21 protein-coding genes are annotated in these 21237 nt (G+C 70.9%); 1 reads left to right on the top strand and 20 read right to left on the bottom strand.

The features are described from left to right. Positions 1-47: 47 nt before the first annotated feature. From QM728_RS07285 to QM728_RS07210, 16 genes are all read right to left on the bottom strand, one after another. Positions 48-1991, bottom strand: a complete 1944-nt coding sequence (locus QM728_RS07285; protein ID WP_415032851.1) for a primosomal protein N' — start codon at positions 1989-1991, stop codon at positions 48-50. A gap of 81 nt (positions 1992-2072) precedes the next feature. Next, complete coding sequence (gene metK, locus QM728_RS07280; protein ID WP_415031363.1) at positions 2073-3281, bottom strand: methionine adenosyltransferase; 1209 nt, start codon at positions 3279-3281, stop codon at positions 2073-2075. 118 nt (positions 3282-3399) lie between these two features. Continuing rightward, positions 3400-4650, bottom strand: a complete 1251-nt coding sequence (gene coaBC / locus QM728_RS07275) for a bifunctional phosphopantothenoylcysteine decarboxylase/phosphopantothenate--cysteine ligase CoaBC (protein WP_415031362.1) — start codon at positions 4648-4650, stop codon at positions 3400-3402. 9 nt (positions 4651-4659) lie between these two features. Then, complete coding sequence (gene rpoZ, locus QM728_RS07270; RefSeq protein WP_007323126.1) at positions 4660-4956, bottom strand: DNA-directed RNA polymerase subunit omega; 297 nt, start codon at positions 4954-4956, stop codon at positions 4660-4662. Between the two features lie 68 nt (positions 4957-5024). Next, positions 5025-5618, bottom strand: coding sequence for a guanylate kinase (gene gmk / locus QM728_RS07265; protein WP_415031361.1), 594 nt, complete (start codon positions 5616-5618; stop codon positions 5025-5027). Further along, positions 5611-5928: an integration host factor, actinobacterial type gene (mihF, locus tag QM728_RS07260; RefSeq protein WP_415031360.1), complete on the bottom strand. Its 318-nt coding sequence runs from the start codon at positions 5926-5928 to the stop codon at positions 5611-5613. The genes gmk and mihF overlap by 8 nt, the downstream gene beginning before the upstream one ends. Before the next feature lie 363 nt (positions 5929-6291). Continuing rightward, positions 6292-7134 carry an orotidine-5'-phosphate decarboxylase gene (gene pyrF, locus QM728_RS07255; protein WP_415031359.1) on the bottom strand — a complete coding sequence of 281 codons (843 nt, stop codon included), beginning with the start codon at positions 7132-7134 and terminating at the stop codon, positions 6292-6294. Next, positions 7131-10502 carry a carbamoyl-phosphate synthase large subunit gene (carB, locus tag QM728_RS07250; RefSeq protein WP_415031358.1) on the bottom strand — a complete coding sequence of 1124 codons (3372 nt, stop codon included), beginning with the start codon at positions 10500-10502 and terminating at the stop codon, positions 7131-7133. Before carB ends, pyrF begins: the two co-directional genes overlap by 4 nt. Then, positions 10502-11662 (bottom strand): glutamine-hydrolyzing carbamoyl-phosphate synthase small subunit, encoded by a 1161-nt coding sequence (gene carA, locus QM728_RS07245; RefSeq protein ID WP_415031357.1) that lies wholly within the window; start codon positions 11660-11662, stop codon positions 10502-10504. Before carA ends, carB begins: the two co-directional genes overlap by 1 nt. Before the next feature lie 8 nt (positions 11663-11670). Beyond that, on the bottom strand, positions 11671-12216 hold the full coding sequence (locus QM728_RS07240; RefSeq protein ID WP_415031356.1) for a hypothetical protein: 546 nt from the start codon (positions 12214-12216) through the stop codon (positions 11671-11673). Further along, positions 12213-13502 (bottom strand): dihydroorotase, encoded by a 1290-nt coding sequence (locus QM728_RS07235; protein WP_415031355.1) that lies wholly within the window; start codon positions 13500-13502, stop codon positions 12213-12215. Before QM728_RS07235 ends, QM728_RS07240 begins: the two co-directional genes overlap by 4 nt. Then, positions 13499-14473: an aspartate carbamoyltransferase catalytic subunit gene (locus QM728_RS07230; RefSeq protein ID WP_415031354.1), complete on the bottom strand. Its 975-nt coding sequence runs from the start codon at positions 14471-14473 to the stop codon at positions 13499-13501. Before QM728_RS07230 ends, QM728_RS07235 begins: the two co-directional genes overlap by 4 nt. 1 nt (position 14474) lies before the next feature. Then, entirely contained in the window at positions 14475-15047 is a 573-nt protein-coding gene (gene pyrR / locus QM728_RS07225; protein WP_415031353.1) for a bifunctional pyr operon transcriptional regulator/uracil phosphoribosyltransferase PyrR, read from the bottom strand. A 111-nt stretch (positions 15048-15158) separates the two neighbouring features. Continuing rightward, on the bottom strand, positions 15159-15629 hold the full coding sequence (gene nusB / locus QM728_RS07220; RefSeq protein WP_415031352.1) for a transcription antitermination factor NusB: 471 nt from the start codon (positions 15627-15629) through the stop codon (positions 15159-15161). 10 nt (positions 15630-15639) lie between these two features. After that, positions 15640-16203 (bottom strand): elongation factor P, encoded by a 564-nt coding sequence (efp, locus tag QM728_RS07215; protein ID WP_415031351.1) that lies wholly within the window; start codon positions 16201-16203, stop codon positions 15640-15642. A gap of 73 nt (positions 16204-16276) precedes the next feature. Next, complete coding sequence (locus QM728_RS07210) at positions 16277-17392, bottom strand: aminopeptidase P family protein (RefSeq protein ID WP_415031350.1); 1116 nt, start codon at positions 17390-17392, stop codon at positions 16277-16279. A 62-nt stretch (positions 17393-17454) separates the two neighbouring features. Here QM728_RS07210 and QM728_RS07205 point away from each other — a divergent pair, with 62 nt between their 5' ends. After that, the gene (locus QM728_RS07205; RefSeq protein WP_415031349.1) at positions 17455-17967 is read left to right on the top strand and encodes a B-4DMT family transporter; all 513 of its coding nucleotides are present in this window, start codon (positions 17455-17457) and stop codon (positions 17965-17967) included. On the opposite strand, the gene aroB is transcribed toward QM728_RS07205, so the two are convergent. Genes aroB through QM728_RS07185 form a run of 4 tightly spaced genes read right to left on the bottom strand, consistent with a single transcriptional unit; the run spans position 17943 to position 21151 of the window. After that, positions 17943-19022, bottom strand: coding sequence for a 3-dehydroquinate synthase (gene aroB / locus QM728_RS07200; RefSeq protein ID WP_415031348.1), 1080 nt, complete (start codon positions 19020-19022; stop codon positions 17943-17945). The two genes, QM728_RS07205 and aroB, sit on opposite strands and share 25 nt — an antisense overlap. Beyond that, entirely contained in the window at positions 19019-19549 is a 531-nt protein-coding gene (locus QM728_RS07195) for a shikimate kinase (protein WP_415031347.1), read from the bottom strand. Before QM728_RS07195 ends, aroB begins: the two co-directional genes overlap by 4 nt. After that, positions 19546-20754 carry a chorismate synthase gene (gene aroC, locus QM728_RS07190; protein WP_415031346.1) on the bottom strand — a complete coding sequence of 403 codons (1209 nt, stop codon included), beginning with the start codon at positions 20752-20754 and terminating at the stop codon, positions 19546-19548. Before aroC ends, QM728_RS07195 begins: the two co-directional genes overlap by 4 nt. A gap of 25 nt (positions 20755-20779) precedes the next feature. Further along, positions 20780-21151, bottom strand: coding sequence for an A24 family peptidase (locus QM728_RS07185; protein WP_415031345.1), 372 nt, complete (start codon positions 21149-21151; stop codon positions 20780-20782). Positions 21152-21237: the final 86 nt, after the last annotated feature.

Raw genomic sequence — 21237 nt, 5'->3', positions numbered from 1 at the left:
GGTCGGCGCACCGGTGCGACAGTCGCCTCGGCCCCGGCGGCGTCGGATCAACCGATGGTCGGCGGATCGACCTGCACGCGCAGGGGGCCACCGTCGTGACCGCCGACCCGGCGGGCCTGCGCCCGGCTCAGGGCCTCGGCCAATTCCCGGCCGTGGCTGCGGGCCACCCGCAACAGCAGCCGCTCGAAGTCCTCCCCCGGCTCGAACTCGCCGGGCGGCGGACGCACCCCCGGCGGCAGGGGCACCGGGCCGAGGACCTCGGCTCCGGCGGGCAGGTCCATCAGGTCGACGAATTGGCGGACGGCGTTCGGGGTGCCGTCGACCGCGGCCATGGTGACCGCGGGCGGGAAGCCCAATTCGACGCGCTGGTCGAGTTGTTCGGCCGCGAAGCCGACCGGGTCCCAGCGCACCAACGCCTGGACGACGGGCAGATCGTTCTCCGCGAGGAGGACGACGGTGCCGCCGTCGCCGCCGCTGCGGGTGAGGGCGGCGATCGCGAACCAGTGACGGGCCGCGTCCTCATCGGCCCGCAAGTCTTCCCGGTCCAGGTGCGCCCAGGTGTCGACGGCAATGGTCGTCCCGTACCCGCCGGTGACCACAGGCTCGGCGCCCGGCGTGGCAACGACGAGCCGCGCGTCGTCGGGAACCTCGTCGACCATGCGAGAGCCGTCACTGGTGACAACCGGGACGCCGCGGAAGGCGCGCCCCAACTCCTCGGCGGTGCGGGCGGAACCGATTGTGCGCGCCCGGATCTCGGTGGAACCGCACACCGCGCAGCGGGGCGCGGGATCGACGCGGCCACACCACCGGCACGCGACGCTGTGGTCGGCGGCCATGGCCAGCGGTCCGTTGCACGACCGGCAGCGGGCGTGGGTCCGGCATTTCGCGCACGCCAACGACGGCAGATATCCGCGGCGCGGCACGCTGATCAACACCGGGTGTCCGTCGTCGAGGCTCTTGCGGGCCAGGCGGAAGGCGAATTCGGGAACCCGGGCGAGGCGCACGAGGGGGTCGTTCCCGATGGCCCGGTTCTCCTCGGCGAGGGCCTGGATGCGCGGTCCCCGCTCGCGCACCACCGCGCGGTCGGCGACGAGGTCGTGCGCCCAGCCGGCCGCAACCAGTGCTTGCGCCTCCGCGGTGCGCGCGAAGCCGCCGAGCAGCAGCCCGCAACCCTGCTGGTGCGACCGCAGCACGGCGACCTCCCGGGGGTGCGGATACGGCGCCCGCGGCTCGTCGAGGCTCGGATCCCCGTCGTCCCACACGATGACCAGCCCCAGGTTGTGCACCGGTGCGAAGACGGCGCTGCGCGTCCCCAGCACCACCTGCGCCGTGCCGCGCAAGACCGAGAGCCAGCGGCGATAGCGCGCCGTCGGCCCCAGTCCGGCGGCCAGCGTCACACAGCGCTCCTGCAGCGCGCCGCACGCCGCCTCGAGGCGGTCCAGGTCGCGTTGGTCGGGCACGACGGCGATCACTCCCCGCCCCGTGGCGACCGTGTGTCCGATCAACTCGGCCAGTCGGGCCGGCCAGTCCTCGCCGGGTGTCGCCTGCCAGACCGCGCGCGGCCCCCTCCCGTCGGCGATCGCCCCGCCGTACGACGCGGCGCCGCGGTAGACCGACCAGCTGGCCAGGTCCGGATCGGGGTCGAGGAACGGGGCGCCGGGGGCCGACGGCCGTTCTTCCTTCTCCGTGCGGGCGTGCCGGGGCGGGATCGCCAAGCGCACGACGTCGGACATCGTGCCCGCGTAGCGATCAGCGACGGCACGGCACAGCGCGGCGATCTCGGGGGTGAGGACGGGCTCGGGCGAGACGACGCGATCGATCCAGCCGAGCTTGCCGTCGTGCTCGCTGGCGTCCAGCCGGCGCAGCAGGTAGGCGTCGACGAGTCGGCCGGAGAATCGCACCCGCAGTCGGGCGCCGGGCACGGCGTCGGCGTCCTGCTCGGTATCGACGAGATAGTCGAACGGCCGGTCCAGGTGCGCCAGGCCGAGCATCGGCAGCACCTGCGCCACGGGTGCGACGGCCGCCGGCTCGCGGGTGCTCACGAAACGGCTCTTCCCGCTCCGGCTGTCGGATCAGAGTCCGACGGTCGCCTTGAGCTCGGCGGCCTTGTCGGTGCGCTCCCACGGCAGGTCGACGTCGGTGCGGCCGAAGTGGCCGTAGGCGGCGGTCGGGGCGTAGGTGGTGGTCAGCAGGTCCAGGTCGCGGACGATCGCGCCGGGGCGGAGGTCGAAGACCTGGGTGATGGCCTTCTGGATGAGCTCAGGATCGACCTTCTCGGTGCCGAAGGTCTCGACGAACAGGCCCACCGGGGCGGCCTTGCCGATCGCGTAGGCGACCTGGACCTCGATGCGGTCGGCCAGCCCGGCGGCAACCGCGTTCTTGGCGACCCAGCGCATCGCGTAGGCGGCGCTGCGGTCGACCTTCGACGGATCCTTGCCGGAGAAGGCGCCGCCGCCGTGGCGGGCCATGCCGCCGTAGGTGTCGACGATGATCTTGCGGCCGGTCAGGCCGGCGTCGCCCATCGGACCGCCGAGGACGAAGCTGCCGGTGGGGTTCACCAGCAGTCGGGGGCTCGACGTGTCGAGTCCGTCGACCTTGAAGTCGGCCAGCACCGCGTCGAGGACCTTCTCCTTGAGCGCGGGTGCCAGCGTCGAGTCGCGGTCGATCCCCTCATCGTGCTGGGTGGAGATCACGACGGTGTCCAGGCGCACTGGCTTGTCGCCGTTGTACTCGATGGTGACCTGCGTCTTGCCGTCCGGACCGAGGAACGGGATGTCACCGCTCTTGCGGGCCTCGGTCAGGCGGCGGGCCAGGCGATGTGCGAGCGCGATCGGGACCGGCATGTACTCGGGGGTCTCGTTGGTGGCGTAGCCGAACATCAGGCCCTGGTCGCCGGCGCCCTGCTTGTCGAGGTCGTCGTCGGCGGCGCCGGTCTGGGTCTCGTGCGAGCCCGTCAGACCCTGGTTGATCTCGGGCGACTGGGCGCCGATGGCGACGTTGACGCCGCACGATGCGCCGTCGAATCCCTTGATCGACGAGTCGTAGCCGATGTCGAGGATGCGTTCGCGGACGATCGTCGGGATGTCGGCGTAGGCGGTCGTGTTGACCTCGCCGGCAACGTGCACCTGACCGGTGGTCACCAGCGTCTCGACGGCGACCTTGGCGTTCGGGTCCTGGGACAGCAGGGCGTCGAGAATCGAGTCGCTGATCGCGTCACAGATCTTGTCCGGGTGTCCCTCGGTGACGGATTCACTGGTGAACAGTCGCGACGAGATTGTCATCGGGTCCCTCTCGAGCCTCGTGGGTGCGGCGGCCGCGCATCGGCCCGCCGGGTAATCGCTTCCAACCTACACACCGCCGGTGACGCTCTCCGGCGGCGGTCTGGTGCGGCGGGCAGCCTCAGCGCTGCGGGAGCAGCGGCGCCAGCGCGTCCAGGATGCGGCTCGCCAGCAGGGTCTTGGAGGTCAGCGGCAGCGCGGTTTCGGTGCCTGCGCTGCTGAGCAGCCAGCCGGTGTTGTCCTCGGTGCCGAATGCCTTGCCCGAGCCGACCGGGTTCACCACGAGCAGGTCGCACCCCTTGCGCTCGAATTTCGCCCGGCCGTGGTCCAATACGCCGCCGTTCTCGTCGCCGGTCTCCGCGGCGAAGCCGACGATGACGGTGTCGGCGGCCAGCTCGCCCCGGCCGCGCGCCTGCACCAGTCCGGCAAGGATGTCCGGGTTGGTCTCCAATTCGATCGGTGCGGGGCCGGCGGCGCCCTTCTTGATCTTGGCGTCGGAGACCGCGACAGGTCGGAAGTCGGCGACCGCGGCGGCCATGATGATCACGTCCGACTCGGCGGCGCGCTTGGTCATCTCGTCGGAGAGTTCGACGGCGCTGTTGATCTGCACGAGTTCGACGCCGGCCGGATCACCCGCGTCGTTCGTGGAACCGGCGACCAGGGTGACATCGGCGCCGCGCGCCGAGGCGGCACGGGCGAGCGAGAAGCCCTGCTTTCCGGAGCTGTGGTTGCCGAGGTACCGGACCGGGTCCAGCGGCTCGCGCGTCCCCCCGGCGCTGATCAGCACGCGGACGCCCGCGAGGTCGTGCGGGAGGGCGTCGGGATCGTCGAGCAGCAGGTCGCCGAGGAGACCGATCTCGCCGGGGTCGGGCAGGCGGCCCGCACCGGAGTCGCGACCGGTCAGCCGGCCCGTGGCGGGCGGCATGACCGTCGATCCGTGGCGGCGCAGGGTCGCGACGTTGTCCTGGGTGGCCGGGTGCTCCCACATCTCCGTGTGCATCGCCGGGACGAAGAGGACCGGACAGCGCGCCGTCAGCAGCGACGCGGTCAGCAGGTCGTCGGCGCGGCCGGTCGCGGCCCGCGACAGCAGATCGGCGGTGGCCGGTGCCACGACGACCAGGTCGGCCTCCTGGCCGAGGCGGACGTGGGCCACCTCGTCGACGTTGTCGAACACGGTCGTCGAGACCGGGTGGCCGGACAGCGCCTCAAAAGTCGCGGCCCCCACGAAGTTGAGGGCGGCCGCGGTGGGAATGACGTGGACGTCGTGACCGGCCTCGGTGAAGTGCCGGATGACCGAGCAGACCTTGTACGCGGCGATGCCGCCGCCGACGCCGACGAGGATGCGCTTGCGCGCCGGAGACGTTGACGCCATGGGAGGGAGCTATTCGCCCTCGGTGTGCTCGAGCAGGTCGGAGTGGATCTCGCGCAGGGCGATCGACAGCGGCTTCTCGTGCATCCCGGGCTCCACCAGCGGGCCGACGAACTCGAGGATGCCGTCGCCGAGCTGGTTGTAGTAGTCGTTGATCTGACGCGCGCGCTTGGCGGCGAAGATCACCAGGGCGTACTTGGACGACACGCGGTCGAGCAGGTCGTCGATCGGCGGGTTGGTGATGCCCAGCGGGGTGTCGTACGCCGGTGCATCGGCGATCTCGGTGACATCAAGGTTCTGGGTGCTCACGCAAACTCCTGCTCAAACGGGCTTCGAGGATCCGGGCCGGCCCGGAGGTCTGATCGGACGCGGCGACGTTATCGATCGGGTCCGACCAGCAAGGATACCAACTTATCGGCCACCGAGTCGACTTCGCGGTTCACCAGCGTGTGGTCGTAGGTGTGGGCCAGCTCCATTTCGGCGCGGGCCGTCTCCAGTCGGCGCTCGATCACCTCGGGCGCCTCGGTGCCGCGACCGGTGAGCCGTTGCACCAGCGCATCCCAGGACGGGGGTGCCAGGAACACGGTCTGCGCCTCGGGCAGTCGCTCCACGAGGTTGGCCGCGCCCTGGATGTCGACCTCGATCAGCACGGGCACGCCCGATGCCAGCGCGTCGAGGACGGGGGTGGCGGGAGTCCCCGACCGCTGCAGGCCGCCGTGGATCTCCGCCCATTCCAGCAGCTCGTCGTCGGCGATCATCCGGTCGAAGCGCTCGGGGGTGACGAAGTGGTAGTCGCGGCCGTCGACCTCGCCGGGGCGCGGTCCGCGGGTCGTCGCCGACACGCTGAAGAACAGTTCCGGCAACCGCTGCCGAACCGCGTTGACGACGGTCGACTTACCAACGGCCGAGGGGCCGACCAGTACAACCAGTCGGCCCCTCGGCGCGGAAAGCTCGGTAGAGCGATCAGGCAAGGTCAAACTTCTCCAGCAAAGCCTTGCGCTGACGGTCGCCCAGGCCGCGGACGCGGCGGGTGGGAGCGATCTCCAGCTCCTCCATGATCTCGCCGGCCTTCACCTTGCCGACCTTGGGCAGGGCCTCCAGCAGCGCCGAAACCTTCATCTTGCCGAGGATCTCGTTGCTCTCGGCCTCCTTGAGGACCTGCTTCAGGTCCGTGCCGCCGCGCTTGAGGCGCTCCTTGAGCTCAGCGCGGGCCCGGCGGGCGGCCGCAGCCTTTTCCAGCGCTGCTGCGCGCTGCTCGTCAGTCAACTGGGGAAGGGCCACAGGATCCTCCAAAAATAGTGCTTGATCAGGTCTGTCCGAGTCGGAAAACTCGTTCGGCTGCGACCCTACACCGGGTCGCGGCACTGCATAGACGCTACCGAATGGGTCGTCGCCGACTACAGGGGCACCCCGTGAAAACCCCAGGACACAGGTGCTGTAGCGTGCCGCTTTCCACACCGCCGCGGCGACGGTAATCGAAGGCCTGTCGCGGAACATATGCCCAGTTCAGAGGGGATATCGCCCCCGCCCGTCCGCGAGGACGACGACCGCCGGCGGCCCGTCTCCGACCGCAGGTCCGCCAGCCGGCCCCGAGGGTCGAAATGCCCTATCGTGAATCTCGCGTTTCGCGCGTGTCGCGCGAGGTCAGAGCGCCTCGAGCGCTGTTTCCACCTCGTCGCGGGTGCGCTGCGCCGCGGTGGTCAGCGCTGCGACGTCGGGTCCGGCGCCGAGGATGCCCCGCGAGCTGGCCGGCAACAGCCATTCGGTCTGCGCGCCGGCGAAGACCTGGGCGAGATCGGCGGCGGTGGCGCCCTGGGCGCCGAGCCCCGGAGCGAGGACCACGCCGCCCAGCTCCGACAGGTCCAGCCCGTGTGCGCGCGTGGCGCCGACGACGACGCCGACCGTGCCGCGGCCATCGGCGTTGACTGCGGCGGCCTCGTCGACGATGTGCTGCCCGACGATTCCGTCCTCGGTCCGCGCCAGCTGGACCGGGGCCCCTTCCGGGTTCGACGTCCGGGCGAGCACGATGACCGCCCGGTCGGCGGCGCGCGCGGCGTCGACGGCCGGCGCCAGCGACCCGAACCCCAGATAGGGCGAGGCTGTGACGGCGTCGGAGCACAGCGGTGATTCGTCGGCCAGCCACGCCCGGGCATAGGCGGCCATCGTGGAGCCGATGTCGCCGCGCTTGGCGTCGGCCAGGACGATCGCCCCCGCTGCCCGGCACCCGGTGATGACCCGCTCCAGGGCGGTGAAGCCGGCGGCGCCGAAGGCCTCGAAGAAGGCCACCTGGGGCTTGATAACGGCGGCGACGGGTCCGAGTGCCTCGACGCAGATCTCGCCGAAGCGGGTCACTCCGGCAGCGCTGACCGGCAGACCCCACTGCTCGAGGAGTTCGGGGTGGGGGTCGATACCGGCGCACAACCGGCCGCGCGAGGCCACCGCGTCCCGGTAGCGGGACGCGAAGCCGCCGGTCGCGGTGCCGGTCACCGGTCTGCGGCCTCGGGATTGTTGACCAGGGCGGCGTGCAGGTTCTGCAGCGAGTTGACGCCCAGGTCGCCGGTCATCATCGCCTCGATGCCCTGCACTGCGGCACTCGCGCCCTGCACGGTCGTGATGCACGGGATCGTGGCGCTGACCGCGGCGGTGCGGATCTCATAGCCGTCGACGCGCGGGCCGGAGTTGCCGAAGGGGGTGTTGATGACCATGGCGACCTCGCCGTCGCGGATCTGGTCGACGATCGACCGCTCCCCCGCGGCAACCTCCGGATCCGAGTGCTTGCGCACCCGGGTGCACTTGATGCCGTTGCGGCGCAGCATGTCGGCGGTCCCCTCGGTGGCCATGACCTCGAAGCCGAGGTCGGCCAGCCGCTTGACCGGGAACAGCAGGGCCCGCTTGTCCTTGTTCGCGACGGAGACGAAGACCGCGCCGCTCTGCGGCAACGAGCCGTACGCGGCGGTCTGCGACTTGGCGAACGCGCGGCCGAAGTCGGCGTCGATCCCCATGACCTCGCCGGTCGACTTCATCTCGGGGCTCAGCAGCGAGTCGACGCCCGTGCCGTCGGCGCGCCGGAAGCGGTGGAACGGCAGGACCGCCTCCTTGACCGCGATCGGCGCGTTCACCGGGGTGTTGCCGCCGTCCCCGGTGGCGGGCAGCAACTGCGAGGTGCGCAGCTCGGCGATGGACTCGCCCATCATCACCCGAGCACACGCCTTGGCCAGCGGCACCGCCGTCGCCTTCGACACGAATGGCACCGTGCGGCTGGCCCGCGGGTTGGCCTCCAGGACGTAGAGGATGTCGTCCTTCAGCGCGTACTGGACGTTGATCAGACCGCGCACACCGATGCCGTGGGCAAGCGCCTCGGTGGCCTTGCGGACCGCTTCCAGGTCCGCCCGGCCGAGCGTGACCGGCGGGAGCGCACACGCGGAGTCGCCGGAGTGGATGCCGGCCTCCTCGATGTGCTCCATGATGCCGCCGAGGTACACCTCGGTGCCGTCGCACAGGGCGTCGACGTCGATCTCGACCGCGTCTTCCAAGAAGCGGTCGACGAGGACCGGGTGGTCCTTGGTGAGCTCGGTGGCGCGGGCGATGTAGCCGCGCAGCGACTCCTCGTCGTAGACGATCTCCATGCCGCGGCCGCCCAGGACGTACGACGGGCGCACCAGCACCGGGTAGCCGATGCGGTCGGCGACCTTGATGGCCTCGTCGACACTGGTCGCCGTGCCGAAGGCGGGCGCGGGCAGGCCGGCGGCGGTGAGGACCTTGCCGAACTCGCCGCGGTCCTCGGCGAGGTCGATGGCCTCGGGGCCGGTGCCGACGATGGGCACCCCGGCCTTCGCGAGGCGGTGCGCCAGACCGAGCGGGGTCTGCCCGCCGAGTTGGACGATGACGCCCGCGACGGTGCCAGACTCGGATTCGGCCCGATAGACCTCGAGAACGTCCTCGAAGGTCAGCGGCTCGAAGTACAGGCGGTCGGCGGTGTCGTAATCGGTGGATACCGTCTCCGGGTTGCAATTGACCATGACGGTCTCGTACCCGGCCTGCGACAGGGTCATGGCCGCGTGGACACAGGAGTAGTCGAACTCGATGCCCTGGCCGATGCGGTTCGGGCCGGAGCCGAGGATCAGCACCTTCGGCCGCTCGGTCTGCGGCGCGACCTCGCTCGTCGCGGCGGGGTCGAGCTCGTAGGTCGAGTAGTGGTACGGCGTCTTGGCCTCGAATTCGGCCGCGCAGGTGTCGACGGTCTTGTAGACCGGGTGCACCTTCAACTTGTCGCGCAGCGCCGCGACCTTCTCCTCGGTGCCGAGCTTCTTGTCGCCGCCGGCCGCGCGCAGGACGGCGATCTGCCGGTCGGACAGACCCGTCGACTTCGCCTCCCGCAGCAGCGGCTCGTCGAGCTTGTCGGCGTCGCGCACCGTCGCCCCTACCTCGCCGATCCACGCGAACTCTGCCAGGAACCAGGGGTCGATCGCGGTGGCCTCGTACAACTGCTCGATGCTCGCGCCGGCTTCCAGCGCCAGCATGATGTCGTAGAAGCGCCCGTCCTTCGGGGTGCGCACCTTCTCCAACAGCGCCGGCAGGTCGACGGAGGCGGGGTCGGGGCGGTCCGGTTCGGTCCAGAACCCGGCCGCCTTGGTCTCGAGCGAGCGGAGCACCTTGCCGAAGGCCTCGGCGAAGCTGCGGCCCAGGCTCATCGCCTCGCCGACCGATTTCATGGTGGTGGTGAGGGTGTCGTCGGCACCGGGGAACTTCTCGAACGCGAATCGCGGCGCCTTCACGACGACGTAGTCGAGCGTCGGCTCGAAGCAGGCCGGCGTCTCCTTGGTGATGTCGTTGACGATTTCGTCGAGGCTGTAGCCGATGGCGAGCTTGGCCGCGATCTTGGCGATCGGGAAGCCGGTGGCCTTGGAGGCGAGCGCCGACGAACGGGAGACGCGCGGGTTCATCTCGATGACGACGAGGCGTCCGTCCCGCGGGTCCTGGGCGAACTGGATGTTGCAGCCGCCGGTGTCGACGCCGACTTCGCGCAGGATCGCGATCGAGAGGTCGCGCATCTTCTGGTATTCGCGGTCGGTCAGGGTCATCGCGGGTGCGACGGTGACCGAGTCGCCGGTGTGGACGCCGACCGGGTCGACGTTCTCGATGGAGCAGATGACCACGACGTTGTCGCGGTGGTCGCGCATGAGCTCGAGCTCGTACTCCTTCCAGCCGAGGATCGACTCCTCGATGAGCACGTTGGCCGTCGGCGACGCGGCGAGGCCGCCGCCCGCGATCCGGTTGAGGTCGTCCTCGTCGTAGGCCATGCCGGAGCCCAGGCCGCCCATGGTGAACGACGGGCGCACGACGACCGGGTAGCCGAGCTCGGCGACGGTGTCGCGGACCTCGGCCATGGTGTGACACACGCGCGAGCGGGCACTCTCGCCGCCGACCGTGGCGACGATGTCCTTGAACATCTGCCGGTCCTCGCCGCGCTGGATGGCGTCGAAGTCGGCGCCGATCAGCTCGATGCCGTACTTCTCCAGGGAACCGCGCTCGTGCAGCGCCACCGCGGTGTTGAGCGCGGTCTGGCCGCCGAGGGTCGCGAGGACCGCGTCGATGGGGTGGCCGGCGTCGCGCTCGGCCTCGATGACCTTCTCGACGAACTCCGCGGTGATCGGCTCGACGTAGGTGGCGTCGGCGAACTCGGGGTCGGTCATGATCGTCGCCGGATTGGAGTTGACCAGCGACACGCGCAGGCCCTCGGCCTTGAGGACTCGGCACGCCTGGGTGCCGGAGTAGTCGAACTCGCAGGCCTGGCCGATGACGATCGGGCCAGACCCGATGACCAGGACGTGGTTGAGGTCGGAGCGGCGTGGCATTAGGAGCGCTTCCCTTCCGCCGCCGCGCTCATCGCGGCCGCGAACTTGTCGAAGAGGTAGGCGGCGTCGTGCGGGCCGGCCGCTGCCTCCGGGTGGTACTGGACCGAGAACGCCCGGCCGTCGATCAGCTCGACGCCCTCGACCGTCCCGTCGTTCGCGCACACGTGGCTGACGCGCGCCCGGCCGAAGTCGGTGTCGAACTCCTCGCCCGCTTCCCCCTCCAGGGCGAAACCGTGGTTCTGCGAGGTGATCGACGCCTGCCCGGTGGCGACGTCGAGGACCGGGATGTTGATGCCGCGGTGGCCGAACCGCATCTTGTAGGTCTTGCGACCGAGTGCCCGGCCGAGGATCTGGTTGCCGAAGCAGATGCCGAAGAGCGGGTAGCCGGCCTCGATGACCTGTCGCGTCAGCTCGACGGCGGCGTCGGCGGTGGCCGGGTCGCCGGGTCCGTTGGACAGGAACACCCCGTCGGGCTCCAGCGCTCTGATCTGGTCGAGGGTGGTGCCGACCGGCAGGACGTGGACCTCCATGCCGCGCTCGGCGAACATGCGCGGGGTGTTCGCCTTGATGCCCAGGTCGAGGGCCGCGACGCGGAACCGGGTGTCGCCCTCGGCGGGGACCACGTACGGCTCGTCGGTGCTGACCTCCGCGGAGAGGTTCGCGCCCGCCATCGGCGGTTGATCCTGGACGCGCCGGCGGAGTTCGTCGTCGCCGGCCAGCGCGGCGCCCGAGAACACGCCGGCCCGCATGGAGCCGTGGTCGCGCAGGACCCGGGTGATCGCGCGGGTGTCGATGCCGGCGATGCCGACGATCCCCTGCTCGCGCAGCTGGTCGTCGAGGCTGCCGGTGGCGCGCCAATTGGAGACCCGTCGGGTCGGGTTGCGGACCGCGTATCCGGCGACCCAGATCTTCCCGGGATCGGGACCGTCGCCCTTGGTGAGTCGGCTCTCCCCGTCCTCGTCGTTCCAGCCGGTGTTGCCGATCTGCGGCGCGGTGGCCACCAGGATCTGCCGGTGGTAGCTGGGGTCGGTCAACGCTTCCTGGTAGCCGGTCATCGCGGTGCAGAACACCGCTTCACCCAGGGTCTCGCCGGTCGCGCCGAAGGGCGTGCCGGTGAAGACCTGGCCGTTCTCCAGAACCAGTTTTGCGGTATCGGTCATCTGCGTGGTCACTCCGCTGCGTCGGGGTCGGTGGGCTGGGCGGCGCCGGGATAGGCGACGAGCCAGTGGGGGTAGTCGCCCTTGTCGTCGGCGCGCAGGGCGGTGGTGAGGGCGGTCCCGCCGGGCATGGTCCAGTCGAGCGCCAGGACGCCGCCGGCGTGCACGACCTTCCCGGCGGCGCGGTCGCTGGCGCGGACGCCGGTGAGCGACTCCGCGGGGATCCAGAGGTCCGTGGCGCCCTTGCGGGCGATGGCGACGCCGTGCGTGTATCCGGTCGCGGTCGCCTGTGCGCGGTCGCCGAGGCCGTCGATGTGGATGCGATCGATCCAGTTGTCCGCGCGCGTCGTGCCGAGGTAGAGGCCGCCGGTGGGGCCGACGACGACCTCGCCCGGGTTGTCGGGGGCAGCCGGGAGTCCGCCCAGCTGTTCGTATTGGGCGCGTCCCTTGCGCCCTCGGCCGGTGAAGACCAGCCAGAGGAGCCAGCCGATGAAGACCAGGAAGGCGGCGACGCCGGCCAGGAAGACGATGTTGAAGACGATTTCGCCGGCGCTCACCAGCGCACCTCCCCGCCGAGTTGGGTGATCCGGCCGCGCAGCAGCGTGGCCGTGATCGTGGCGGGCATGGTCATGCCGCCGTAGGGCGTGTTCTGCGACTTGCTGGCGAGCTCGTCGGGCTCGACGTCCCAGGCCCGGTCGGGGTCGACGAGGACCAGGTTGGCCGGTTCGCCGACGGCGATCGGCCGGCCCTGGTCGGGCAGGCCGACGATTTCGGCGGGCCGCTCGCTCATCACCCGGGCGACCCCGCGCCAGTCGAGCAGACCCGGCTGCACCAGGGTCTCGACGACGATGGGCAGCGCGGTCTCGAGGCCGAGCATCCCGGGACGGGCGTGGGCGAACTCGCAGCACTTGTCCTGCATGGCGTGCGGCGCGTGGTCGGTGGCGACACAGTCGATGATCCCCTCGGCGAGCGCGGTGCGCAGCGCCTCGGTGTCGCTCTTCTCGCGCAGCGGCGGGTTGACCCGGTTGAGGCCGTCGTAGCCCTCCAGCCGCTCGTCGGTGAGGAGCAGGTGGTGCGGTGTGACCTCGGCGGTGATGGCGATCCCCTGGCCGCGCGCCCACTTCACCAGTTCGACGGTGCCCGCGGTCGAGGCGTGGCAGACGTGGATGCGGGCCCCGGCGTCGCGGGCGAGGAGGGCGTCGCGCGCGACGATGGACTCCTCGGCGGCGCGCGGCCAGCCGGCCAGGCCGAGGCGGGCGGCGGTCGGGCCCTCGTGGGCGACGGCGCCGACGGTCAGGCGCGGTTCTTCGGAGTGCTGGGCGATCAGGACGCCGAGCCCGGTCGCGTACTCCAGCGCGCGGCGCATGACCAGCGGGTCGTCGACACACTTGCCGTCGTCGCTGAACATTTTCACCTTGCCGACGCCGGCGGCCATCATGCCCATCTCGGCGAGCTGTTTGCCCTCGAGACCGACGGTGACGGCGCCGACGGGGTGGACGTCGACCAGGCCGATTTCCCGTCCGGTGCGGTAGACGTTGTCGGTGATGGTGGCGTTGTCGGCGACGGGATCGGTGTTGGCCATCGCGAACACGGCGGTGTATCCGCCGCGCGCGGCCGCCGCCGAGCCGGTGGCAATCGTCTCGGTGTCCTCGCGGCCGGGTTCGCGCAAGTGGGTGTGCAAGTCCACGAAGCCGGGCAGCACGATCGCTCCCCCGCCGTCGACGACCTCGGCGCCCTTGGCCGCCTTCAGGCCGACGCCGATCTCGGTGATCGTGCCATCGGCGACGGCGATGTCGACTTCGTCGCCGCCGTAGGGGCGCACACCGCGCAGCAGCACGCTCATCGGTCCTCCACCTGGTCTCCTTGTGCTGAATCAGTGCCGACGAGCAGGCGCAGCAGGACGGCCATGCGCACGTGGACGCCGTTGCGCACCTGTTCGAGAACGGTCGCCTGCGGCGCGTCGGCGACCGAGTACCCGATCTCCATGCCGCGCAGCATCGGTCCCGGGTGCAGCACGACGGCGTCGTCGCGCAGCATCGCCAGGCGGGTGTCGCCGAGGCCGTATCGCACCGCGTACTCGCGGGGGCTCGGGAAGAACCCGCCGTTCATCCGTTCGGCCTGGACGCGCAACATCATGACCGCGTCGGCGGCGGGCAGTTGGGCGTCGAGGTCGTGGGCGACGGTGACGGGCCACGTCTCGACGCCGGTCGGCAACAGCGTCGGCGGGGCGACCAGGACGACTTCGGCGCCGAGCGTCGACAGCAGGTGCGCGTTGGAGCGGGCCACCCGCGAGTGCACGATGTCGCCGACGATTACGACGCGGCGGCCATCGATGCTCCCCAGCCGCTGGCGCAGCGTGAGCGCGTCGAGCAGGGCCTGGGTGGGGTGTTCGTGGGTGCCGTCGCCGGCATTGATGACGGCGGGCCCGGTCACCGCGCCAGCGGCGTCGACACCGGCGGTCCACTCGGCGATCTGATGGGCCGCTCCGGAGGCCGGGTGGCGGACGATGAGCGCATCGGCACCGGCGGCGTGCAGGGTCTTGGCGGTGTCGCGCAGGGATTCGCCCTTGCCGGCGGACGATCCGGTCGCACTGACATTGATGACGTCGGCGCTCATCCACTTGCCCGCGACCTCGAAGGAGACGCGGGTGCGCGTGGAGTTCTCGTAGAAGACGGTCATCACGGTGCGTCCGCGCAGGGTGGGCAGTTTGCGGATCTCCCGGCCGAGGAGTGCTTCGGCGAAGGCGTCGGCATCGTCGAGGATGCCCTCGGCGTCGTCGCGGCTCAGGTCGGCGGTGGACAGGAGGTGGCGCATCTCAGGCACTCCCCTCGCCGCGACCGCCGTCGAGGACCACCTCGTCGACCCCGTCCTGCTCGGTGAAGTGCACGGCGACGTCCTCGTCGCGCGCGGTCGGGAGGTTCTTCCCGACGTAGTCGGCGCGAATCGGGAGTTCCCGGTGACCCCGGTCCACCAGGACGGCCAGCTGGACGGTGGCCGGGCGGCCGAGGTCGCGCAGCGCGTCGAGCGCGGCGCGCACGGTGCGGCCGGAGAAGAGGACGTCGTCGACGAGGATCACGTGGGCGTTGTCGATGCCGCCGGCGGGCACGGCCGTGCGTTCCAGCGGCCGATGCGGCTGGGCGCGCAGGTCGTCGCGGTACAGGGTGATGTCGAGGAAGCCGGTCGGCACCTCGACGCCGGAGAATTCGGCGATCTTCTCGGCGAAGCGCTGCGCCAGGATCGGTCCGCGGCTGGGGATGCCCAGGAGGACGACGCGGTGGTCGCCGCCGTCGTCGAGAGCGGTTTTCTCGATGATCTGGTGCGCGATGCGGGCAATGGTCCGCGATACGTCGGCACCGTCGAGCAAGACCCTGCGGGCAGCACTGGTCAAGGTCGACCTCCTTCTCCGCCTCACCGGACGGATCGTTAAAGGATGTCTATCGCCTACGAGGCTACACGCTGCCGTCGTGCCCGGCGCACGCGAGGGTCGGCGCGTCCGACGCTACTGCGGCTTCGCGTCGTCGGTCTCCGCCGCGGCGGCGGCACGCACCTGCGGAGCCAGTTCCGCGATCTTCGCCAGCACCGCGTTGACGAAGGCCGGCGAGTCGTCGGTGGACAGTTCCTTGGCCAGCTGGACCGCCTCGTCGACGATCACCCACGGGTCGACGTCGTCGGCGTTGAACAGCTCCCAGGTGGCCAGGCGCAGAATCGCGCGGTCGACGGCCGGCAGGCGGTCGAGCTGCCACTTGTCCAGGTGCGAGGAGATGACGGCGTCGATCTGCGCGCTGTCGGCGACGACGCCGGCGACGCTCGTCGCGGTGTAGTCGTGGACGGTGCCGACACTGTCGTCGACGGTGTAGAGCTCGCGTCGCTGGTCGATCAGAACCAGCGGCGACACTCCCTTGGCCTCCGCCTCGAAGAGGAGGTCGACGGCGCGGTTGCGCGCCTTGTGGCGGGTGCCCGAGTGCTTCACGGTGCGGCGGTCAGGAGTTGACGCGGCCGAGGTAGCTGCCGTCGCGCGAGTCGACCTTCAGCTTGTCGCCGGTGTTGATGAACAGCGGGACCTGGATCTCCGCGCCACTCTCCATGGTCGCGGGCTTGGTGCCGCCGGTCGAACGGTCGCCCTGGACGCCGGGGTCGGTGTGGGTGACCTCCATCTCGACGGTCACGGGCAGCTCGATGAACAGCGGGACGCCCTCGTTGAGGGAGACCTGGACGGTCATGTTCTCGAGCAGGAAGCGGGAGCCGTCGCCGACGGTGGCCGGCGGAATCGAGAACTGCTCGTAATCGGTGGCGTCCATGAACACGAAGTCGGAGCCGTCGTTGTAGAGGTAGGTCATGTCGCGGCGGTCGACGGTGGCGGTCTCGACCTTCACTCCGGCGTTGAAGGTCTTGTCGACGATCTTGCCGGAGAGGATGTTCTTGAGCTTGGTGCGCACGAAGGCCGGGCCCTTGCCGGGCTTGACGTGCTGGAACTCCAAGATCTGCCAGAGCTGGTTGTCAATCTTCAGCACGAGGCCGTTCTTGAAATCCGCGGTCGTCGCCATGGGCGTGCCTTTCTGTCATGCGTGTATCGCAGTCGGTTCGTCGAATACCCGTCGGCCCGCCGGCGGCTGCCGGTCAGTCCAGGACGGTGAAAGTCCGGTCGGTCGCAGTGAGTATCCGGCAGGGCCCGTCGGACACGACCACCGTGTCCTCGATGCGGACTCCGCCGCGTCCGGGCAGGTAGACCCCGGGTTCCACCGTGACCACTGCGCCGTCAAGCAGTGTACCCGCCGCCGTCGCACCCACCGACGGGGCTTCATGGATCTGCAGGCCGACGCCGTGGCCGAGTCCGTGGACGAAGTTGTCGCCGTATCCGGCGGCGGCGATGACGCGGCGGGCCGCCCCGTCGACGTCGCTCGCCCGGGCTCCCGCGCGGGCGGCGTCCCGACCGGCCTGCGCGGCATCGGCCACGACGTCGTAGATCTCGCGCTGCCAATCCTGCGCGGCGCCGAGGACGAAGGTGCGGGTCATGTCCGAGTGGTAGCCGTCGACCACGGCGCCGAAGTCGATCTTGACCAGGTCGCCGCGGCGCAGCACCGCGTCGGTCGGGCGGTGGTGCGGGACCGCCGAGTTGGGCCCGGTGGCCACGATCGTTTCGAAGGCGATGGCTGCGGCGCCCGCGGCGTACATCGCCCATTCGAGGGTGCGCGCCACGTCGCGCTCGGTGCGGCCCGGTGCGATGACGCCGTCGGCGAGGATCGTCGCGAGCCCGCGATCGGCGACGGCGCAGGCCGATGCGATGGCGTCCACCTCGCCGTGGTCCTTGACCTCGCGCAACGCCTCCACCATGCCCGACGTCCGGACGAGCTCCGTCCCGCCGACAGCGGCGAGACGGTCGAACTCGCCCACACTCATGGCGTCGGCCTCGAACCCGATGCGCTTGCCGCCCGCTTCCGTGGCGGCCGCCAGCAGCCCCCCGGCGACATCGCGCGCGAGGACCAGGGGCAGGTCGCCGGCCTGCTCCCCCACCTGCACGGTGTACCGCCCGTCGGTGCTGATCCGATCGCCGCGCGCCGCGTCCGCCCAGACCAGCAGCGCGCCGTTGGAACCGGTGAAGCCGCTGAGGTAGCGGACATTGACGAGATCGGTGACCAGCAGCGCGTCGACACCCGGGTGGGCGGCGCCCAATGCGGCACGCAGGCGGTCGCGGCGGGCGGCCGCAGCAGAGCGGTCGGCGGACGGCGCGGGCATGCCCGCCACGCTAGCGCAACCCTGTGATTGGCTTCACTTCGACGGCCCGCTAACCTGGGTCCATGATTTCGTGGCTACTGCGCGGCCTGTCCATGGGTGCGATCGTGACGACCGCCTGGGTTCTGGTCGGTGTCTTCATGAAGGCGTCGGCGACGACCGGCTCGCTCTGGAAGGTGCTCGCGGTCGCGCTGATCGTGCTCCTCGCGCTCCTCTGGGGCGGACTCGACGGTATTCGGGACGCCCGCGCCAACCCCGATCCCGACGACTACGCCGACCTCACCATGGTGTGGCTCAAGGCCGGTTTCCTGGCGGCGGCCATCGCCGTGGTCATCGGTTACATCGTCGGCAACACGATCCTGCCGCAGATGGGTCCGCGACCGTTGTTCGTCGCGCTCACCGCGGGCATCTCGTTCCTCACCCTGCTGGTCTACGTCCCGGCCTTCGTCGGCGTCAGCGTCGGCCGCTGGTTGATCCGCCGCGAGGACAAGCGCGCCGATTCGTGGGCCGATGACGAGGCAGAGACCGTCGACGAGGCCGTCGAGGACGCGGACTACTCCGCTGCCACCGCCGAGTAGGCGGCGGCGATCAGCGACGGGTCCGGCCCTTCCAGGCGCCCGGGCTCGGCCAGACCGTCCAGCACCACGAACCGCAGCACTCCCGATCGGTTCTTCTTGTCGCCCGCCATGCCCTGCAGGAGATCGGGCAAGGCATCGGCGTCGTAGGACGTCGGCAACCCCAGCAGCTCGAGGATCGTGCGGTGGCGATCGGCCGTCTCGTCGTCGAGACGTCCCGCCAGGCGCGCCAGCTCGGCCGCGAAAACCAGCCCGACCGATACGGCCGCGCCGTGGCGCCACTGGTAGCGCTCGCGGCGCTCGATGGCGTGGCCCAGCGTGTGGCCGTAGTTGAGGATCTCGCGCAGCGACGATTCCTTGAGGTCGGCGGACACGACGTCGGCCTTGACCTGCACCGACCGCCGGATCAGCTCGGGCAGCAGCTCGCCACTCGTGTCGAGCGCGCCCGCCGGGTTCGCCTCGATGAGATCGAGGATCTCCGGATCGGCGATGAAGCCCGTCTTGACCACCTCGGCCATGCCCGCGATCACCTCGTTGCGCGGCACCGTCTCCAGGGTCGCGATGTCGATGATGACGGCATCGGGTTCGTGGAAGGAACCGACGAGGTTCTTGCCGGCGTCGGTGTTGATCCCGGTCTTGCCGCCGACCGCGGCGTCGACCATGGCCAGCAGCGTCGTCGGGATGTGGATGACGCCGATTCCCCGCATCCAGGTCGCCGCGACGAACCCGGCCAGGTCGGTGGCGGCACCACCGCCGAGACTGATGATCTTGTCGTTGCGCTTGAGGCCGATGCGGCCGCACACGTCCCAGCAGAAAGCGGCAACCTGCAGCTCCTTGCCGGCCTCGGCATCCGGGATCTCGACGCGGTGGGCGTCGAAGCCCTGCTCCGCGAGGTACGTGCGGATCGCCTCCGCGGTCTCCTGCAGCGGCGGCTGGTAGAGGATGGCGACCGAATCGGCTCCCTGCGCGGCGAGCGCCACCTCGTCGAGGAGGCCCCGCCCGATGATGACCTCGTACGGGTGGGCGGCGTTCACGCCGATGCGGATGGGCTCGGTCATTGCTGGGGACCCTTTCGGTCGGTGGCCGCGGGAAGCTTCGCCAGGATCGCGGCGACCACGGTGTCGACGTCCTGGTCGGCGTCGACGGTGAACGCGGAGACGTCGTCGTAGAGTGCCGCGCGCTCGGCGAGCAGGCTCGCGTAGGTGCCCGCCGGATCGGCGCCCGCGAGCAGCGGGCGGTCCGACCCCTCGACGCGGGCGTAGCCGGACTGGGGGGTGATGCGCAGGTGCACGACCCGGTGGTCGGCGAGCGCGTCGCGGATGTCGGGCACGGTCACCGACCCACCGCCGAGCGCCACGACCCCGTCGTGGCCGGACAGGACGTCCAGCACGGTTTCCCGTTCGAGTGCACGGAAGGCCGCCTCGCCCTGGGCGCCGAAGACGTCGGCGATGCTGCGGCCGGTGCGCCGCTCCAGTTCGGCGTCGGTGTCGAGGAACGCGACTCCCAGTGCATCGGCAAGGGCGGGCCCCACGGTGGACTTCCCGGATCCCATGAACCCGGTGAGCACGACGACCGGTCGCGTCATGGCCGCGGCGGGCGCCCGGCGATCCGCTCCAGGTAGGCGTCCAGGTTGGCCTTGGTCTCGACGAGCGAGTCGCCGCCGAACTTCTCCAGCAGGGCCTGGGCGACGACCAGCGCGACCATCGCCTCGGCGACGACGCCGGCCGCGGGCACCGCGCACACGTCGGAGCGCTGGTGGATGGCGCTGGCGGTCTCGCCCGTGCTCATGTCGATGGTGGCGAGGGCCCGCGGCACGGTCGAGATCGGCTTCATCGCGGCTCGGACCCGCAGGTCCTGGCCGTTGGTCATGCCACCCTCGAGGCCGCCGGCCCGATTGGTGGAACGCTCGACCCCGTCGGGGCCGGGCAGGATCTCGTCGTGGGCCAGGCTGCCGCGGCGCCGGGCGGTCTCGAATCCGTCGCCCACCTCGACGCCCTTGATCGCCTGGATGCCCATCAGGGCGGCGGCGAGCCGCGCATCGAGCCGGGTCTCGCCGCTGATGTGCGACCCGAGACCGATCGGCAGGCCGGTGGCGACGACTTCGACGACGCCGCCGAGGGTGTCGCCGTCCTTCTTCGCCGCTTCGATCTCGGCGATCATCGACGCCTCGGCGTCGGCGCCGAACGCCCGGACCGGGCTGTCGTCGATGGCGGCGAGGTCGCCGGAACCCGGTGTCGGACCGTCGTAGGGCTCGCTGGCGCCGATGGAGACCACGTGCGACACGATCTCGATGCCCGCGACCTGGCGCAGGAACTCGCGGGCGACGGTGCCCGCGGCGACGCGTGCGGCCGTCTCCCGGGCGCTCGCGCGCTCGAGCACCGGCCGGGCGTCGTCGAAGCCGTACTTCAACATGCCTGAGTAGTCGGCGTGGCCGGGGCGCGGGCGGGTCAGCGGGGCGTTGCGCGCGCTCGACTCCAGTTCGGCGGCGTCGACCGGGTCCGGCGCCATGACCTGCTTCCACTTCGGCCATTCGGTGTTGCCGATCTCGATGGCGATCGGGCTGCCGAGGGTCACCCCGTGCCGGAAGCCGGCGAGGAGGGTCACCTCGTCGGCCTCGAACTTCATGCGCGCACCGCGGCCGTATCCCAGGCGGCGGCGGGCCAGCTGTTCGGCGATGTGGCCCGAGGTCACCTCGACCCCGGCCACCATTCCCTCCACGAGCGCCACCAAGGCGCGCCCGTGCGATTCTCCAGCGGTGATCCAGCGCAACACGGTTCCCAATTGTTCCATGCGCACCGCCGGGCTCCGAATCCGGTCAGCCGCCGAGTACCAGGACGGCCGCCACACCGGTCAGCGCGGGCCCGTGGGGCCGTCGTCGGGGCCCCGCGCGGCGGAATCCGACCAGCGCCACCGCTTGCGCCACGAGCACCGCGGCGAGGGCTCCGGCGGGAGTGCCGACGAGGGCCCCTACGATCAGCGCGAGCTTCACATCTCCCCCGCCGACGGCGCCGAGTGCATGCGCCAGCAGGTACGGGGCGGTGGCGACGAACGCCGCCGCGAGTGCGTCAGGGGTGCCCGACGCCAGTACGCCGACGACACCGGGCAACAGCAGCGCGTTCGGCAACCGCCCGGTCCGACGGTCGCGATCACCGACGGCGAGCAGCCACGACGCGACGATCAATCCCATCCGCCAACGATCGCCCGCGTCGGTACGGCCGACGCCGACGACCGCGCCGTCGGCCGTCGCCTCTGTGGACGCGGCCGAACTGTGGA

It is taken from the genome of Gordonia sp. (in: high G+C Gram-positive bacteria) (genome assembly GCF_047602025.1).
In the GTDB taxonomy this organism is placed as follows: Bacteria; Actinomycetota; Actinomycetes; order Mycobacteriales; family Mycobacteriaceae; genus Gordonia.
The sequence above is the reverse complement of the archived record's forward strand: the minus strand, read 5'-3'. Positions and strand labels throughout refer to the sequence as shown.

Excerpts from the sequence above, each read along its gene's own strand:
- QM728_RS07285 (WP_415032851.1), bottom strand. The coding sequence starts at position 1,991 with ATGCTCGGCCTGGCGCACCTGGACCGGCCGTTCGACTATCTCGTCGAT.
- metK (WP_415031363.1), bottom strand. The coding sequence starts at position 3,281 with ATGACAATCTCGTCGCGACTGTTCACCAGTGAATCCGTCACCGAGGGA.
- coaBC (WP_415031362.1), bottom strand. The coding sequence starts at position 4,650 with ATGGCGTCAACGTCTCCGGCGCGCAAGCGCATCCTCGTCGGCGTCGGC.
- carB (WP_415031358.1), bottom strand. The coding sequence starts at position 10,502 with ATGCCACGCCGCTCCGACCTCAACCACGTCCTGGTCATCGGGTCTGGC.
- carA (WP_415031357.1), bottom strand. The coding sequence starts at position 11,662 with ATGACCGATACCGCAAAACTGGTTCTGGAGAACGGCCAGGTCTTCACC.
- QM728_RS07235 (WP_415031355.1), bottom strand. The coding sequence starts at position 13,502 with ATGAGCGTGCTGCTGCGCGGTGTGCGCCCCTACGGCGGCGACGAAGTC.
- QM728_RS07230 (WP_415031354.1), bottom strand. The coding sequence starts at position 14,473 with ATGCGCCACCTCCTGTCCACCGCCGACCTGAGCCGCGACGACGCCGAG.
- efp (WP_415031351.1), bottom strand. The coding sequence starts at position 16,203 with ATGGCGACGACCGCGGATTTCAAGAACGGCCTCGTGCTGAAGATTGAC.
- QM728_RS07210 (WP_415031350.1), bottom strand. The coding sequence starts at position 17,392 with ATGCCCGCGCCGTCCGCCGACCGCTCTGCTGCGGCCGCCCGCCGCGAC.
- QM728_RS07205 (WP_415031349.1), top strand. The coding sequence starts at position 17,455 with ATGATTTCGTGGCTACTGCGCGGCCTGTCCATGGGTGCGATCGTGACG.
- aroB (WP_415031348.1), bottom strand. The coding sequence starts at position 19,022 with ATGACCGAGCCCATCCGCATCGGCGTGAACGCCGCCCACCCGTACGAG.
- QM728_RS07195 (WP_415031347.1), bottom strand. The coding sequence starts at position 19,549 with ATGACGCGACCGGTCGTCGTGCTCACCGGGTTCATGGGATCCGGGAAG.
- aroC (WP_415031346.1), bottom strand. The coding sequence starts at position 20,754 with ATGGAACAATTGGGAACCGTGTTGCGCTGGATCACCGCTGGAGAATCG.
- QM728_RS07185 (WP_415031345.1), bottom strand. The coding sequence starts at position 21,151 with ATGGGATTGATCGTCGCGTCGTGGCTGCTCGCCGTCGGTGATCGCGAC.